The following is a 15,685-nucleotide window of genomic DNA, read 5'->3' on the forward strand; positions in this document are numbered from 1 at the left end:
ATCCGGCCCCTCCGGTCCCGTCGTGGACGCCGGACCGCTCCGGGGCCTTTCAGCCGGTGGCGCGGGCCCTGACGGGCGAAGACCCGGGAGAACTTCCGAGGACCCAGAGGGACTTCGCGATCAGAAGACGCTTACACTCCGTTGAAGGCCCGCCAGCCCCCTGTTCGCACGTATATGAAGGGAACGACGTCGGTGCAGAAGGTCATGATCGCCAACCGTGGCGAGATCGCCGTGCGGATCGCGCGCGCATGCAAGGACGCGGGGCTGGCCAGCGTCGCCGTCTACGCCGACCAGGACCTCGACGCGCTTCACGTCAGGGTCGCCGACGAGGCGCACGCGCTCGGCGGCCAGACCCCGGCCGAGACCTACCTCGACATCGGCAAGCTGTTGCGGGTCGCCGCCGACACCGGGGCCGACGCCGTCCACCCCGGCTACGGCTTCCTGGCCGAGAACGCGGACTTCGCCCGGGCGGTGATCGACGCCGGCCTGACCTGGATCGGCCCGCCGCCCTCCGCGATCACCGCGCTCGGCGACAAGGTGCAGGCCAGGCACATCGCGCAGAAGGTCGGCGCCCCGCTGGTCGCCGGCACCAAGGACCCCGTCTCCGGGGCCGAGGAGGTCGTCGCGTTCGCCAGGGAGAACGGGCTGCCGATCGCGATCAAGGCGGCGTACGGCGGCGGCGGGCGCGGCCTGAAGGTGGCCCGCACGCTGGAGGAGATCCCCGGCCTCTACGACAGCGCGGTCCGCGAGGCCGTCACCGCGTTCGGCCGGGGTGAGTGCTTCGTCGAGCGTTACCTGGACCGGCCCCGGCACGTGGAGACCCAGTGCCTGGCCGACTCCCACGGCAACGTGGTCGTCGTCAGCACCCGTGACTGCTCGCTCCAGCGCCGCCACCAGAAGCTGGTCGAGGAGGCTCCGGCGCCGTTCCTGTCCGCCGAGCAGCTCGACCTTCTCTCCACGAGTTCCAAGGCGATCCTGCGCGAGGCCGGTTACGTCGGCGCGGGCACGTGCGAGTTCCTCGTGGGCCAGGACGGCACGATCTCCTTCCTGGAGGTCAACACCCGCCTGCAGGTCGAGCACCCGGTGACCGAGGAGGTCGCCGGAGTCGACCTGGTGCGGGAGATGTTCCGGATCGCCGACGGCGAGGAACTGGGGTACGACGACCCCGAGGCGCGCGGCCACTCGATCGAGTTCCGGATCAACGCCGAGGACGCCGGCCGCGGTTTCCTGCCCGCCCCGGGCACCATCACCGCCATGCGCACCCCGTCCGGGCCGGGGGTCCGTCTGGACTCCGGCTACGAGGCCGGCATGACCGTGCCGGGCGCCTTCGACTCGCTGGTCGCCAAGCTGATCGTCACCGGCGCCACCCGGCGCGAGGCCCTGCAGCGCGCCGCCCGCGCGCTGGCCGAGTTCGACATCGACGGCATGCCCACCGTGCTGCCCTTCCACCGGGCGGTGGTGGCCGACCCGGCGTTCGCAAGCGAGCCGTTCTCCGTGCACACCCGGTGGATCGAGACGGAGTTCGACAACACGATCCCGCCGTATGACGGGGAGATCGGCGACGCGCGGGAACCCGGCGAGCGCGAGCGGGTGACGGTCGAGGTGGGCGGCAAGCGGCTGGAGGTCGTGCTGCCCGCCGGATTCGCCACCGCCGGACCGGCCCGCACCGGTGCGCGGCCGCCCAGGCGCGGCGGCGGCGCGGCCGGCAAGAAGGCCGCCTCCGGCGACAGCCTGATCAGCCCGATGCAGGGCACCATCGTCAAGGTCGTGGCCACCGACGGCGACACCGTCGCCGTCGGCGACACCGTCGTGGTGCTGGAGGCGATGAAGATGGAACAACCCCTCACCGCCCACAAGGCCGGCACCGTCACCGGCCTGGCGGCCACCACGGGCCAGACCGTCACCGCGGGCGCGACGATCTGCGACATCAAGGACGCCTGACCGATCAAGGACATCTGATCGCGGCCCGAACGCTCCAGCGCGATCACGGGAACGGCGGCACGCCGTCCCGTGGTCCTTCTCGACGGGATTCCCCCACGTCGGCCCGAAGATCGACGGGTGTTCCCGCCGACACGGGGAACCGATGTTGACGCTATGTATAGAGTGGGTATACCAGCAGTACAGAAGTCTGACGACGATCTCGATGCCACAGGCGGCCTTGAAGGGGATACGGTCAAGTCGTAGGGAACTCTGACGTCCACTCATTCGTCTATTCAGGACGAAGGAGGCTTTCTGCCGTGACCATCACAAAAACCGCGCCGGGTCGATTCGGTGCTGCGATCATCGCACTGCTCACCGGGCTCCTCGCCATCTTCATGATCGCGCCCGCGGCCAGCGCCGCGGCGCCCGACCCCGGTGCGATCGCGTCGGGGCTGAAGGACGGCGATCACTTCTTCGTCGACCCCGCGGCCGGCCTGCCGGCGAACGCCGTCGACGCCATGCGCAGCGCCGTCGAGCAGACCTCCTCGGTCTACCTCGGAATGCTGCCCCAAGGCTCGATCAGCAGCCAGTCGCAGGCCAGGACGCTGCTGACCGCGGTCCGCAAGAACGTGGGCGGCAAGTCCACCATCCTGCTGATGAGCGGCACGTCACCGTTCGGCGTCTCCAACATCAGGGGCATCGACGTCGACGAGCTCCTCGGCCGTGCCAAGACGAGCACCAGCCCGACGGACAATGTGATCAACTTCGTCAAGCTGGCGGATGAGGCGGACACCACCGGTGGCTCCAGCTCCCGCTCCAGCTCGTCCTCCAGCGGCTCCAGCACGGGCGTGCTGATCGGCATCCTGGTGCTCGCCCTGGCCGGCGGCGCGGGCATCCTCTTCTACTCCCGCAAGAAGAAGAAGGACCGCGAGGTGCGCGAGGCCGCCGAGCTGGCCGCGGTCAAGCAGACCGTGGACGAAGACGTCACCAAGTTCGGTGAGGAGATCACCGACCTCGACACCGACGTCAAGCTGCTCGGCGACAGCGCCGACCACCAGCAGGACTGGCAGCGTGCGCTCGACTCCTACGAGCGGGCCAAGACGGAGCTCACGGCGGTCAAGCGCCCTGACGATCTCCGTGGTGTGACGACCGCGCTGGAGGAGGGCCGCTACGCCCTCGCGTGCGTGAAGGCGCGCGTCAACCACCTGCCGCTCCCCGAGCGGCGGTCCCCGTGCTTCTTCAACCCGCAGCACGGCCCCTCGGTCCGTGACGTGCGCTGGGCCCCGCCCGGTGGCGCGCTGCGCGACGTGCCCGCCTGCGCGGCCGACGCGGAGGCCATCGACCGCGGCTACGAGCCCCAGACGCGTGAGGTCATGGTCAACGGCCAGCGCCGCCCCTACTACGACGCGGGCCCGGGCTACCAGCCCTACGCCCAGGGCTACTACGGCGGCTTCGGCGACGTCATGACCGGCATGCTCGTCGGCACGATGATCGGCAGCATGATGAGCGGCGGCTTCGGATACGGCGGCTACGGCGGCGCGGAGAGCGGGGGTGACTTCGGCGGGGGCGGCGACTTCGGTGGCGGCGGCGGCTGGGGTGACTTCGGCGGAGGCGGCGACTTCGGCGGAGGCGACTTCGGCGGAGGCGACTTCGGCGGAGGCGACTGGTAGTCGGCGGCAGCCGACGCCCATCGCTTGAGAAGCCGGTGACCACCGCCGCATGACGGCCGGCGGTCACCGCGGAGAGCCGGAGACGGGCACGTTCCTGAAAAGGAACGTGCCCGTCGTCATGCCGGGCGATGCCGGCTCAGGTGCTGTCGCGTACGGCCAGCCGGGGCTGGAGCAGCGTGCCGTCCGGTACGGCACCGCCTTCGAGCTTCTCCATGAGCAGTCGCACCGCCTGACGGCCGACCTCCTCGGCCGGGATCAGCACCGAGGTCAGGGCCGGGCTGGACCGTTCCGCTATGTCGTCGGGGCAGATCGCCACCACCGCGATGTCGCCGGGCACGCGCCTGCCGTACTGGCGCAGTGCCCCGAGCACGTGGTTGACCGCGGCCTCGTTGTGCACGACCAGCCCCGACAGGCCGGGCCTCGCGTCGAGCAGCTCCCCGACCTCGGCGGACACCTGGTCGAAGTTCTCCTCGCACGGCAGCGCGACTCCGGTCAGGCCGTGCCGGGCCACGGCCTCGGTGAACCCCTCCCTCGTCCGGCGGGCGAAGCCGGTGCCGCGCTCGTAGACCACCGAAGGGGCGCCGAGCAGTGCGATCTCCCGGTGCCCTCGTTCGGCCAGATGCTCCACGCAGAGCGCGCCCGCCCGCGTGAAGTCCAGATCAACGCAGGTCAGCCCGGCCGAGTCGGCGGGAAACCCGATCAGCACGCTGGGCTCGGCGAGCTCCCTGAGCAGCGGAACCCTGCTGTCGTGGAGCTCCACGTCCATCAGCACCAGCCCGTCCACCAGCGCGCTCGCCGCCGCCCGGCGAAGCCCGTCGGACCCCTCGTCAGCGGTCAGCAGCAGCACGTCGTGGTCGTACTGCCGCGCGGCGGTGACCACCGAGGTGGCGAACTGCATCAGCACCGGGACGTGCATGCCCGCCCGCAGCGGCAGGACCAGCGCGATGACGTTGGCCCGCTTGCTGGCCAGGGCCCTGGCCCCGGCGTTGGGGTGGTAGCCCAGTGCCCGCACGCTGTCCAGCACCCGCCGGCGGGTGTCGGCCGAGATCGCCCGCTTTCCGCTGAGCACGTAGGACACCGTGCTCACCGCGACTCCGGCGTGCCTGGCGACCTCGCTGATCGTCACCGCCCGCCCCGTCATGCTCCCCCCTCGTCCGGTGGCCGGGAACCCGCGTTCGCGGGCGCCCCGCGGCCACCGGCCGCCTCGTCACCCTGGCTCATGCGGTCCTCTCACCCGGCCGCTCGGAACCGTGTTCGGCGACGCCCCATACCTACCGGCTTCCTCGGTCATGCGCGTTTCCCAAAGTCGAGGGTGGCCACGGTGATTCCCGCGTTCTCGAGCACCACATAAAGATCGTGCACTCCACGGGCGTCCGCAAGGCCGGTACGCAACTCGGCGAGGTCGTAGCGGCCGGCCCGGGGAACGGGAAGGGCGCCGACGACCGGCCCATAGAGGGGATCGTCCAGCCGCAGGGTGATCACGCCGCCCTCGGTGCCGGCCGCCCGGACCGCCGCCGAGTCGGCCCCCGCCCCGAAGTCGACCGAGCGGAACAGGATCCACGCCCCCTCGGCCGTGGACCGTACGGCGTCGCCGGAGACCTTGGCCGCGTCCACGAACGCCACCGAGTCGTACTCGTCGTGGTTCACCGCGGGGATCGGGCCCGCGAGGGCGGCGCGGGGCGGGATGATCTCGCCCTCGACGTGGAAGCGGGCGCTCAGGCGGAGGTCGCGGGCGGAGCCGCCGACCATGATCTTGTGGGGCGCGTCCTCGACGACGAACCGGTTCCTGGTGACGTCCCAGAAGGCCAGCTCGCCGACGTCGAAGGTCCAGCGGACCTCGGTGCTCTCCCCGGGGGCGAGCCGCACCTTGACGAAGCCCCGCAGGCGGCGCAGGGCCTGCTTGACCCGGGAGCGCTGCTGGTGGGAGTAGATCTGGACGACCTCCACCCCGGCGCGGGAGCCGGTGTTGGTGACGGTGGCCGAGACGGTGACCCTGCCCTCCAGCACCGACACGGTCAGGTCGTCGTAGCCGAAGGTGGTGTAGCTGAGCCCGTGGCCGAAGGGGTAGAGGGGGGTGCCTCTGAAGTACTGGTAGGTCGCGTCGGTGGCGATGATGTCGTAGTCGAGCAGGTCGGGCAGCTCGCACGCCGAGCGGTACCAGGTCTGGGTGAGCCGCCCCTCGGGGTCGGCGTCGCCGAACAGCACCTCGGCCAGCGCGTGGCCGTACTCCTGGCCCCCGTGCGACGACCACAGCACCGCGGGCAGGTCCTCGTCGGCCCAGGTGACCGGGTAACCGCTGCTGATCACCATGACGGTTCTGGGGTTGGCCGCGCGCACGGCCCTGACCACGGCCTCCTGCGCGGCGGGCAGGTCCAGGTCGAGGCGGTCCTCGGTCTCCCTGCCGTTGACCAGCGGGTGGTCGCCGACGACCACCACGGCCACGTCCGCCGTCGCGGCGAGGGCGGCGGCGGCCTCGGCGCCGTTGACGATCCGCTCCATCGTCAGCCAGACGGCCGCGTCGGCGTCGTCGACCAGGCGGAACACCCCGTCCTCCAGCGCGACGTAGCGGCCGGTGGAGATGTGCCGGAGCGCCAGCGTGCCGCGCGGCCGGTCCTCCATCCGGAAGGTCTGGCGCACCTCCCAGCCGCTGGGGCCCGGCTGGTCGTTGACCAGCACGCCGTCGTCGTCCACCGACAGGTGGCGTCCGGTCGCCACGGCCCGCAGCGCGTATGATCCGCCGCCCCAGTCGAAGAGGTCGAACGGGTCCGGCTCGGCGCCGATCCCGAGGGGCCCGCCGTCGAGGTCGACGATGACCGGACCGCCCTCGGCGGACAGCGTGACCCGGTCCACGGCCTCGCAGAACAGGGTCTCGCATCGTTCGGAGAGCCCGGCCCGGGCGGTGACGGCGTACGGGAGCGTGCCCGAGTACCAGTCTTCCATCAGCGTGTCGCCGAGCTGGCCGATGACCGCGATCGTCGTGACCGAGGTCAGCGGGAGGATGCCGTCATTGCGCAGCAGCACGATCGAGCGCCGGGCCGCCTCGCGGGCCAGCGTCTGGTGCTCGGGGCAGTTGACGACCGCCTCGGTGATGTCGTCGTACGGTGTGGCGGGGTCGAACTCGCCCAGCCGGAAGCGGATGGACAGCGCGTGCCGTACCGCCACGTCGACGTCCGGCTCGGTGAGCAGGCCCCGTTCCAGCGCCCGGCGGATGTGTCCGAGGGTGGCCTCGGTCCGGTCGTCGTCCTGGGTGAAGCTGTCGAGTCCCGCCTTGATCGCGTGGGCGTAGGCCTCGGGAAGGTCGTCGTGGTAGGCCTGCAGCCCGGTGAGATTGCCGGGCGCGTAGGCGTCGCTGACCACCAGGACGTCGCCGGAGGCCCAGCCCCGCAGCACCTCGTTGATCAGCGGGCTGAGGTGGGCCGGCCGGCCGTTGACCAGGTTGTAGGAGGGCATCACGGCGACCGCCGCCCCGTGCTCCAGAGCGGGCCGGTAGGCGGGGAGCTCGTACTCGTGCAGCACCCGGGGCGGCAGGTCGCTGGAGGTGACGCAGCGGTCGGTCTCGTTGTTGTAGCCGAGGAAGTGTTTGAGCGTGGGCGCGGTCTTCAACACCGTGGGATCGCTCCCACGAAGGCCGGAGGCATACGCCGTGGCCATGACACCGGTCAGCCACGGGTCCTCGGAGTAGCCCTCCTCGTTGCGGCCCCAGCGGGGGTCGCGGAGGGGGTTGACCACCGGCGCCCAGACGTTGAGCCCGGCCGCGCCCGGGTCCTTGTGGTGGAAGGCCACGACCTCGTCGCTCGTCGCCTCGCCGACCCGCCTGACCAGTTCCGGGTCCCAGGTGCTCGCCAGCCCGACCGCCTGCGGGAACACCGTCGCGGGCCCCAGCCAGGCCAGCCCGTGCAACGCCTCGGTGCCGGTGCGGAAACGGCCCAGCCCGAGCCGCCCGACCGGTGCGTGGTACTGGTGCAGCAGCCCGATCTTCTCCTCCAGCGTCAGCCTGGCCTGAAGGTCGGCGATCCGCAGGGCGAGGGGGAGCTCCGGGTCGCGGAACGGTTCGTTCATGGGGGGGACCATCCCTTGGAGAGCGTCGAAGCGCTTCGACGAGCGCCCGTGAAAACGCGCCTCTGTCGAAGCGCTTCGATGATCGGTCCAGGAAAACTCCGTTCGTTACACGCGTGTTTCGAGCGGAGCTTCCCTGAAGGGTGCACTTCTGTGAGGCTCAGGTCAAGAGACTCGGGGCAAACGGCCCGAATCCACCGAGTCGAGAACGCGCGCGGCACCCCCCAGGGCCGCCGCGCCGTACCCCAGGGTGGAGGCCACGACCCTGCAGCCCCCGAGGTCCGGCGCGATCGTGCGCCCCCGCAGCTCGGCCTCCACCTCGGGCAGCAGCCACGGCGCCAGCGGCACGTAGTAGCCGCCCAGGATGACCACGTCGGGGTTGAGCAGGTTGGCCATCATGGCCACGCCCTTGCCGAGGTTGCGGCCCACGGTGCCCAGCACGTTGAGTGTGCGGGGGTCGCCCGCGTGGGCCAGCCGTACCACCTCGTCGAGCTCGACCTCGACCTCAGCGGGGGAGAGCGCGGCGTGCTCCAGCACCGCCCCGATCCCGGCGACGGCCTCCAGGCAGCCCAGCCGCCCGCAGCGGCACTCGGCGCCGAGCGGATCGAGCTGGATGTGGCCGATCTCCCCGGCGTATCCCCGCCCGCCGCGACGGAGCCGCCCGTCGAGGATGACCCCGGCGCCGACCCCGATCTCGCCGGTGAGATAGACCAGGTTGGCCACTCCCGCCTGCGAGCCGAAACGGTGCTCGGCCAGGGCCGCGAGGTTGGCGTCGTTGTCGACCTGAACGGAGAAGCCCGGGTCGCGCAGGGCCTTCGCGAGGTCGCCGGACAGATCGACGTCATGCCAGCCGAGGTTGGGTGCGATGCGCACGGAGCCGTCCGTGCCGACCAGCCCCGGCACGCCCACGGTGAGGCCGAGGACCTGGCGCTCCTCCTTCGCCATCCGGTTCACCACCCGGCGGACGATCGCCGCGACGCTCGCGATGGCCTGACCGGCCGTGACGGTCGCGCCGGCGAAGGAGCGCCGCCAGGACAGCAGCCTCTCCCCCGACAGGTCCACCGCGACGGCGGTGACGTAGTCGACGTTGATCTCGATGCCGATCGCGGCGTACGGCGAGCCGTCGAGCACCAGCATCGTGGCCGGGCGGCCGACGCGATTCTCGGTCAGCCCGGTCTCCCTGACCAGACGGCGGTCGATCAGGTCGGCGACCAGGCTCGACACGGTCGCCTTGTTGAGGCCCGTGGAGGCCGCGATGTCCGCCCGCGAGCACGGCGCGTGCTCGCGCACGAACCTCAACACAACGGCGAGGTTGGTGGCCCGGACGTCGGCGAAGTCGGCCGGCTGCGGGTCAGTCGTAGATGTGATCAAGGTCAGTCCCGCTCCCGCTCGGCCAAGCTGGCCCCATCATGCCCCATCGTTCACCAATCTGTGACCGCCCTCCGGCGTCCGGCGATCGGCGGTCCCTTGTGGCGGAGGTCACCCTCGACTAATTTGTTTGGTCGAAAGACGAACTAATTCTACGCACAGCCATCCCCCACCGACACCCCCTGACACGTGTCGAACCAATGAAGGGAGCGCGCCGTGAATGATCTCCCCCGAGGCGCGACGACCAGCCGCCGCGGGTTCCTCGGCCTGGTAGGACTCAGCGCCACGATGGTCGCCGGCGGCGGCCTGCTCAGCGCGTGCTCCACGCCGAGCGGCCCCAGGCCGGGCAGCGGAGGCGCCACGGCGGCGGCAGCGGACAGGCTGACGTCCCTGACCCCCACGTACACCGCCTTCCCCGGCGTCAAACCCGACGTCCCGGGTACCGTCTCCACCCTGCCCGGAGTGCCCGACGTCAGCGGCGGTTTCACCACCTACCCCGCCGCCCCCACCGCCGCCCTCTCCCAGAAGGCGGGCAGGGGCGGCACCTACAAGGCCATGACGCCGCTGTGGGGCCCGCCGCCGCCCGGCCTCGCGGACAACTCCTACTTCCAGGCCGTCAACGCCGACATCGGCGCGACCGTGGAGTTCCAGATCACCGACGGCAACGTCTACGGCGACAAGACGATCGCCCGGCTCGCCGCGGGGGACATCCCGGAGATCATGGTCATCCCCAGCTGGGAGATCGAGAAGATGGCGGACTTCAACACCGCCGTCGACCAGGCCTTCGAGGACCTCACCCCCTATCTGCAGGGCGACAAGGTCAAGCCGTACCCCCTGCTGGCCAACCTGCCGACCGCCGCATGGCAGTGGTCGGTCTGGAACAACAAGCTGATGGCCGTGCCGTACCCCACCGAGCCGTACCCCTATGCCCTGCTCTACCGCAAGGACCTGTTCGCCAAGAACGGCTGGAACGAGAACCCCACGACCGCCGACGAGCTCTACCTGCTCGGCAAGGAGATCACCGACCCCAAGGCCAAGCGCTGGGCGTTCGGCAGCATCCACGAGATGATGTGGCCGACCTTCGGCATCCCGCAGGAGTGGCGCTACGAGGGCGGAAAACTCGTCTACAAGTATGAGACGCCCGAGTTCGAGCCGATGCTCGCGTTCATGCAGAAGATCTACAAGGAGGATCTGGTCCACCCGAACGTCGTCGGCAGCAAGGGCGCCAACGAGAAGGACCTGATCGGGGCCGGGCAGATCCTCGTCTACCGCGACGGGCTCGGCGGCTGGAAGGAGCTGCTCCAGCAGCACACCGGCAAGAACCCCGAGTTCGCCCTGGGCGCCTTGCCGCTGTTCGCCCACGACGGCGGCACGCCGATCATGTATCACAACACCGCGGCGGGCATCTTCACCTTCATCAAGAAGGGTCTCCCGAAGGAGAAGGTGGAGGAGATCCTCTCCATCCTCAACTGGTCGGCGGCGCCGTACGGGACCAAGGAATACGAGCTCGCCAACTTCGGGGTGGAGGGAAAGCACTTCACCCGGGGCGCGAACGGCATCCCGGAGCTCAACGACCTCGGCCGCAAGGAGGTCGCCCCCACCTACAGCTTCCTCGGCGGGCGTCCGCTGTTCGTGGACTGGCCCTTTCCCGAGGCGGTCAAACTCAACATGGAGTGGCAGAACGCCGGCTTCAAGTACATCGAGAAGATCCCCTTCGACGGGATCCGGGTCCAGCGGCCGTCCAAGATGTCCGGCCTGCAGATTCCCACCGAGGACAAGTTCACCGACATCATGCGGGGGCGACGTCCGGTGAGCGACCTCAAACAGATCGTCAGCGAGTGGCGGAGAGACGGCGGCGACGAGGCCCGCGACTTCTACATGAAGGTCCTGCGGGACAACGGCCGTGCTTAGCGACCGTGTAAGGACCGGGCCGGCGGGTGACCTGACCTCACCCGCCGGCGCCGGCACCTCCAAGGATGTAGGTAAGAAGGCCGCCAGGACAAGCCGGACGCGCCAACCGCTGTCTTCCCGGTTGAAACGTGACTGGCAGTTGCTGCTGATGACGCTTCCCGCGATCGCCCTGCTGCTCGTTTTCCACTACGTGCCTCTGCTCGGCAACGTCATCGCCTTCCAGGACTACTCGCCCTATGTCGGCATGAAGGACAGCCCCTGGGTCGGCCTGTCCAACTTCCAGTGGCTGCTGCTCGACGAGAGCTTCTGGGACGCGACCCTCAACACGCTGTCGATCACGGCCTTTCAGCTGATCTTCTACTTTCCCGTTCCGATCATGCTGGCCGTACTTCTCGACAGCGTGGTACGGCCCCGCCTGCGCCTGTTCGTCCAGGGCATCGTCTACATGCCGCACTTCTTCTCGTGGGTGCTGGTCGTGACGTTGTTCCAGCAGATGTTCGGCGGCGCCGGCGTGCTGTCGCAGACGCTGCGCAATCAGGGGTATGACGGCATCGATCTCATGACAAATCCGGATACGTTCATCGCGCTCGTGACGGCGGAGACGATCTGGAAGGACGCGGGCTGGGGAACGATCATATTCCTGGCCGCCCTGGCGGCCATCAACCAGAATCTCTACGAGGCCGCCGCCGTCGACGGCGCGAGCCGCTGGCGGCGGATGTGGCACATCACCCTGCCCGGCCTGCGACCGATCATCATCCTGCTCCTCATCCTCCGTCTCGGAGAGGCGCTGAACGTCGGCTTCGAACAGTTCTTCCTCCAGCGCGACGCGGTCGGCAGGGACGCCGCCGAGGTGCTGGACACCTTCGTGTACTGGCGCACGCTGCTGACCGGCGAGTGGAGCTACGGCGCGGCGGCGGGCCTGGTCAAGGGCCTGGTGGGACTGATCCTGATTCTGGTGGCCAACAAGGTCGCCCATCGGTTCGGCGAGGACGGGATCTACAAGCGATCATGACGACTCTTCCCCCCTGGGCCGAGCGGCCGAGCCGCGCCGGCGGGCTCGTCAAAGGGCTCCTCCTCACGCTCATCACGCTGTGCGTCCTGTTCCCGATCTACATGGTCGTACTGACCAGCCTCTCCACGCAGGAGGCCGTGACCGAGGCCGGCGGCCTGGTCACGGTGCCCGGCGAGCTCTCCTTCGCCGCCTACGGGGAGCTCTTCTCCGGAGGGGTGGTGAGCAGGTCGGTCATGGTCAGCCTGGGCGTGACCCTCGTCGGCACGACGATCAGCCTGACCGTCACGGTGCTGGCCGCCTACGGCCTGTCGCGGCCGGGCTCCCTGCTGCACCGGCCGATGCTCTTCCTCGTCCTGCTGACGTTCCTGTTCGGCCCCGGGATGATCCCGAGCTACCTGCTGATCAGCTCTCTGGGACTCATCGACACGTACTGGTCCCTGATCCTGCCCGGCGCGGTCGCCGCGTTCAACCTCGTGGTGATGCGGTCGTTCTTCATGAACATCCCCGCCGAGGTGACCGACAGCGCGCGCGTGGACGGCGCGAGCGAGTTCCGCATCCTGCTTCGGCTCGTGCTGCCGATGTCGAAGGGCGTCACCGCGGTCATCGGCCTGTTCTACGCGGTCGGCTACTGGAACTCGTTCTTCAACGCCGTCCTCTACCTGAACGACAACGCCAAGTGGCCCCTGCAGGTCGTGCTCCGGCAGTACGTGCTCCAGGGGCAGTCCCTGATCGTCGGCCAGACGGGAAACACCACGATCGCGGGCCAGCCGCTGCCCCCCAGCCTCGCGATCCAGATGGCCATCGTCGTCATCGCGCTGCTCCCGGTGCTGTTCGTCTACCCGTTCGTCCAGCGGCACTTCACCAAGGGAGTGATCATCGGCGCCATCAAGGGCTGACGGAGAACGGCTCCTCGACGGACGGAGACCCGCGTACAGGCCTGGGCCGTATGGCCGGGGTCTTCGTCCGCAGGCACACGATTCCGAGCGTGTCAACGAACAACCTGAAGTGGTCCGGGTCCGTCACGTGGTGGAGGCCGGCCGGCCCACAATCCCTCTTCCTGAGGATCGTCAGTCCGCCATCGTCTCTATACCCTGTCCTCATGCCAGGCCCCCCCTTGACGATCAGGTTGATCATCGCGGACGATCAGGCCTTGATCCGGTTCGGCCTGCGGCTCATCGTGGAGACCGCCCCCGGCATCGAGGTCGTCGGGGAGGCGTCCGACGGACTCCAGGCCGTCGCCGAGGCCCGGCGACTGCGGCCGGACGTGCTGCTGATGGACATCTCGATGCCGCGGCTGGACGGGCTCAGCGCCGCCCGGCGGCTGCTCGGCGATCCCCACCCGCCGAGGATCGTCATGCTGACCACCTTCGACACCGACGAGAACCTTCATGTCGCGCTGCGCACGGGGGTGAGCGGTTTCCTGCTCAAGAACTCGCCGCCGGAGCGGCTCCTGGAGGCGATCCGTGCGGCGACCGCCGGGGACGCGCTGATCGACCCGGCGGTCACCACACGGTTGATCGCCGCCTTCGCCGGCCGCCACGAACCCACCGCGCCACCGGAGCTGGCCACGCTCACCCCGCGCGAGTCACAGGTGCTGCTCCTGCTGGCCCGTGGCCTGGCCAATATGGAGATCGCCCGGGAACTGAACATCGGGGAGGCGACCGTACGGACCCACGTCATGCAGGTGCTGCGCAAGCTCGGGCTCCGCGACCGGGTGCAGGCCGTGGTGTTCGCCTACGAGGCCGGAGTGGTCCGGCCCGGGGCACAGGACCTGCCGTGACACATCCGGCGCTTCAAGGCTGGCGACCCACCCTGCTCGATCTGCTGCTCTCCCTCGCCGTGGTGGTCGCAGGCCTGGTCGAGTCGTTCGGTCGCCAAGGGCCGCTGCCCGGGCAGATCGACCACCCGGTGCCGCTGGCGGCGGGCGCGGTCGCCGCCGGGGCACTGCTGCTGTTCCGGCGCAGGTTCCCGACGACCATACTGCTTCTGCTGACCGCGGACGGCTATGCGGTACGGGTGGTCACCGACGCCGGTTACTACGCCGCCTGGCACTTCTACTCCACGCTCATTTTGGTGCACACCGTGGCCAGCGCGGCGGAGCTGCGCAGCCGGCGCGGCCTGGGAGGGCTGGCGTGCGTGCTGACCACGTACGGCTACCTGCAGACCTTCCAGCACAACGACATGGCCGAAGTGCTGATCAGCGCCATCTTCATGGGCGTGGCGTACACCAGCGGCATCCTGCTGCGCCGCCAGATCGACCAGACGATGCGGCTCACCGTCCACACCACGCGGTTGGAGCTGGAGCGCGAGGAACGAGCTCGGTGGGCCGTGACGGAAGAGCGCAACCGGATCGCCCGCGAGCTGCACGACGTCATCTCACACAACGTGAGCCTGATGACCCTGCACACCGGAGGGGTGCGGATGCTGCTCGGCGACGACCGGGCGCGGGAGCGCGACCTGCTGCTCGGCGTCGAACGGGCCGGGCGGGAGGCGGTCGAGGAACTGCGGCTCATGCTGGGGATGCTCCGCGGCGCGGACGGCAACGATCCCGAGGCCCTCCAGCCGAGCCTGGACCGCCTGAACGACCTGGTCGCTCAGGTCGGGAAGGCCGGGCTGGAGGTCCGCCTGCGGATCGTCGGGGAGCCTTACCCGCTGTCACCGGGCCTCGACCAGTCGGCCTACCGGGTGATCCAGGAGGCCCTGACGAACGTGATCAAGCACGCCCACGCCGCCAAGGCCGAGGTCGTCATCGGGTACGACCGGGCGGAGCTCAGTGTGGAGGTCACCGACGACGGTATCGGTCACCCGCCGGGCGGTGGGCACGGGACGGGACACGGCCTGATCGGGATGCGGGAACGGACCGCGATGTACGGCGGTGCTCTGGTTACCGGTCCCGTCCCGGGCGGCGGCTACCGCGTGTCCGCCAGGTTCTCGCCCACCGGTTTGCCGGCGGCTTCCTGAACGACGGCCCCGCCGGACCATTCGACATCGGCCATCCGCAGCAGCCGCAACCCGATGACCCCGGAGCCCGCCAGGTAGAGCAGGCCGCCCACCGACGTGCCGATCGGGAAGATCGGTGCCCCCAGGATGCCCGCGAGCATCGCGAAGGGAGACCACCAGGGCGCGTGGCGTGCGTGGGCCAGCGCCAGGCCGAGCAGGAAAAGGCCGAGCAGCCCGGCGAAGCCCGGGATCTGGAACCCCCAGCGAGCTCCGGCGTCGGCGAATGCCTCGTCCGCGAGCTTGGCCCCTTCGGCCGGTGGCAGTGCGCGTTCGAGACGGGAGTAGAAGAAGTCGCCGAGCATCAGCCCGGAGAAGTTCACGATGCCGAGCAGCGCGAGACCACCGGCGATATGACCGAACAGGACCCCGCGATGCCGGATGAGGTGAATCATCCCGATGATGCCCGGGATCAGCAGGACCCAGCTCCAGTGCAGCAGCGAGGCACTGACCGAGACCTGTTCCGGGTACCTGCCGTAGACGCCGACGGTGTCACCCCCCTGCCTGATCGCCGGGTCCGCGACGAGACCCGCCACGTAAACGAGAGGCGCGGCGAGCAGGCAGATCCCGGCCGCGGACCTGCGCAATGTGTGTGAATCGGAAAGCACCGACATGAGACCTTCCTTGCGTGTCCGGCCCACCGGAGGCAGGCGGGTGGAGACGGAACGTTAGGCGGCGGCGATGCCCCGCCGCCTCCACCGCACGGGCTACCGGCCGTCCGCATCCTGTTGGGCGGCGTTTTCGCGGAGAG

11 protein-coding genes are annotated in these 15,685 nt (G+C 69.8%); 7 read left to right on the forward strand and 4 right to left on the reverse strand.

Going from position 1 to position 15,685, the window contains the following annotated elements; all coding sequences use genetic code 11:
- Positions 1–192: 192 nt before the first annotated feature.
- Together J2853_RS28210 and J2853_RS28215 are read left to right on the forward strand one after the other, a co-directional pair.
- Positions 193–1,941, forward strand: coding sequence for an acetyl/propionyl/methylcrotonyl-CoA carboxylase subunit alpha (locus tag J2853_RS28210; protein ID WP_307563152.1), 1,749 nt, complete (start codon positions 193–195; stop codon positions 1,939–1,941).
- Positions 1,942–2,237: 296 nt separating this feature from the next.
- Complete coding sequence (locus J2853_RS28215) at positions 2,238–3,590, forward strand: hypothetical protein (RefSeq protein WP_307563154.1); 1,353 nt, start codon at positions 2,238–2,240, stop codon at positions 3,588–3,590.
- A gap of 136 nt (positions 3,591–3,726) precedes the next feature.
- Here J2853_RS28215 and J2853_RS28220 read toward each other — a convergent pair whose 3' ends face one another.
- From J2853_RS28220 to J2853_RS28230, 3 genes are all read right to left on the reverse strand, one after another.
- On the reverse strand, positions 3,727–4,731 hold the full coding sequence (locus J2853_RS28220) for a LacI family DNA-binding transcriptional regulator (RefSeq protein ID WP_307563156.1): 1,005 nt from the start codon (positions 4,729–4,731) through the stop codon (positions 3,727–3,729).
- A 146-nt stretch (positions 4,732–4,877) separates the two neighbouring features.
- Positions 4,878–7,649: a glycoside hydrolase family 3 protein gene (locus J2853_RS28225; RefSeq protein WP_307563158.1), complete on the reverse strand. Its 2,772-nt coding sequence runs from the start codon at positions 7,647–7,649 to the stop codon at positions 4,878–4,880.
- A 162-nt stretch (positions 7,650–7,811) separates the two neighbouring features.
- On the reverse strand, positions 7,812–9,017 hold the full coding sequence (locus J2853_RS28230) for an ROK family transcriptional regulator (protein ID WP_307563160.1): 1,206 nt from the start codon (positions 9,015–9,017) through the stop codon (positions 7,812–7,814).
- A gap of 213 nt (positions 9,018–9,230) precedes the next feature.
- On the opposite strand from J2853_RS28230, the gene J2853_RS28235 reads away from it, so the two are divergent.
- From J2853_RS28235 to J2853_RS28255, 5 genes are all read left to right on the forward strand, one after another.
- Entirely contained in the window at positions 9,231–10,925 is a 1,695-nt protein-coding gene (locus tag J2853_RS28235; protein ID WP_307563162.1) for an extracellular solute-binding protein, read from the forward strand.
- Positions 10,918–11,937, forward strand: a complete 1,020-nt coding sequence (locus J2853_RS28240; protein ID WP_370879349.1) for an ABC transporter permease — start codon at positions 10,918–10,920, stop codon at positions 11,935–11,937. Before J2853_RS28235 ends, J2853_RS28240 begins: the two co-directional genes overlap by 8 nt.
- Positions 11,934–12,833, forward strand: a complete 900-nt coding sequence (locus J2853_RS28245; protein ID WP_307563164.1) for a carbohydrate ABC transporter permease — start codon at positions 11,934–11,936, stop codon at positions 12,831–12,833. Before J2853_RS28240 ends, J2853_RS28245 begins: the two co-directional genes overlap by 4 nt.
- A gap of 203 nt (positions 12,834–13,036) precedes the next feature.
- Positions 13,037–13,717: a response regulator gene (locus tag J2853_RS28250; protein ID WP_307563165.1), complete on the forward strand. Its 681-nt coding sequence runs from the start codon at positions 13,037–13,039 to the stop codon at positions 13,715–13,717.
- Positions 13,714–14,898, forward strand: coding sequence for a sensor histidine kinase (locus tag J2853_RS28255; RefSeq protein ID WP_307563167.1), 1,185 nt, complete (start codon positions 13,714–13,716; stop codon positions 14,896–14,898). Before J2853_RS28250 ends, J2853_RS28255 begins: the two co-directional genes overlap by 4 nt.
- Here the strand turns inward: J2853_RS28255 and J2853_RS28260 are convergent.
- Positions 14,847–15,548 (reverse strand): hypothetical protein, encoded by a 702-nt coding sequence (locus tag J2853_RS28260; RefSeq protein WP_307563169.1) that lies wholly within the window; start codon positions 15,546–15,548, stop codon positions 14,847–14,849. The two genes, J2853_RS28255 and J2853_RS28260, sit on opposite strands and share 52 nt — an antisense overlap.
- Positions 15,549–15,685: the final 137 nt, after the last annotated feature.

The organism is Streptosporangium lutulentum, assembly GCF_030811455.1.
Classification (GTDB): Bacteria; Actinomycetota; Actinomycetes; order Streptosporangiales; family Streptosporangiaceae; genus Streptosporangium; species Streptosporangium lutulentum.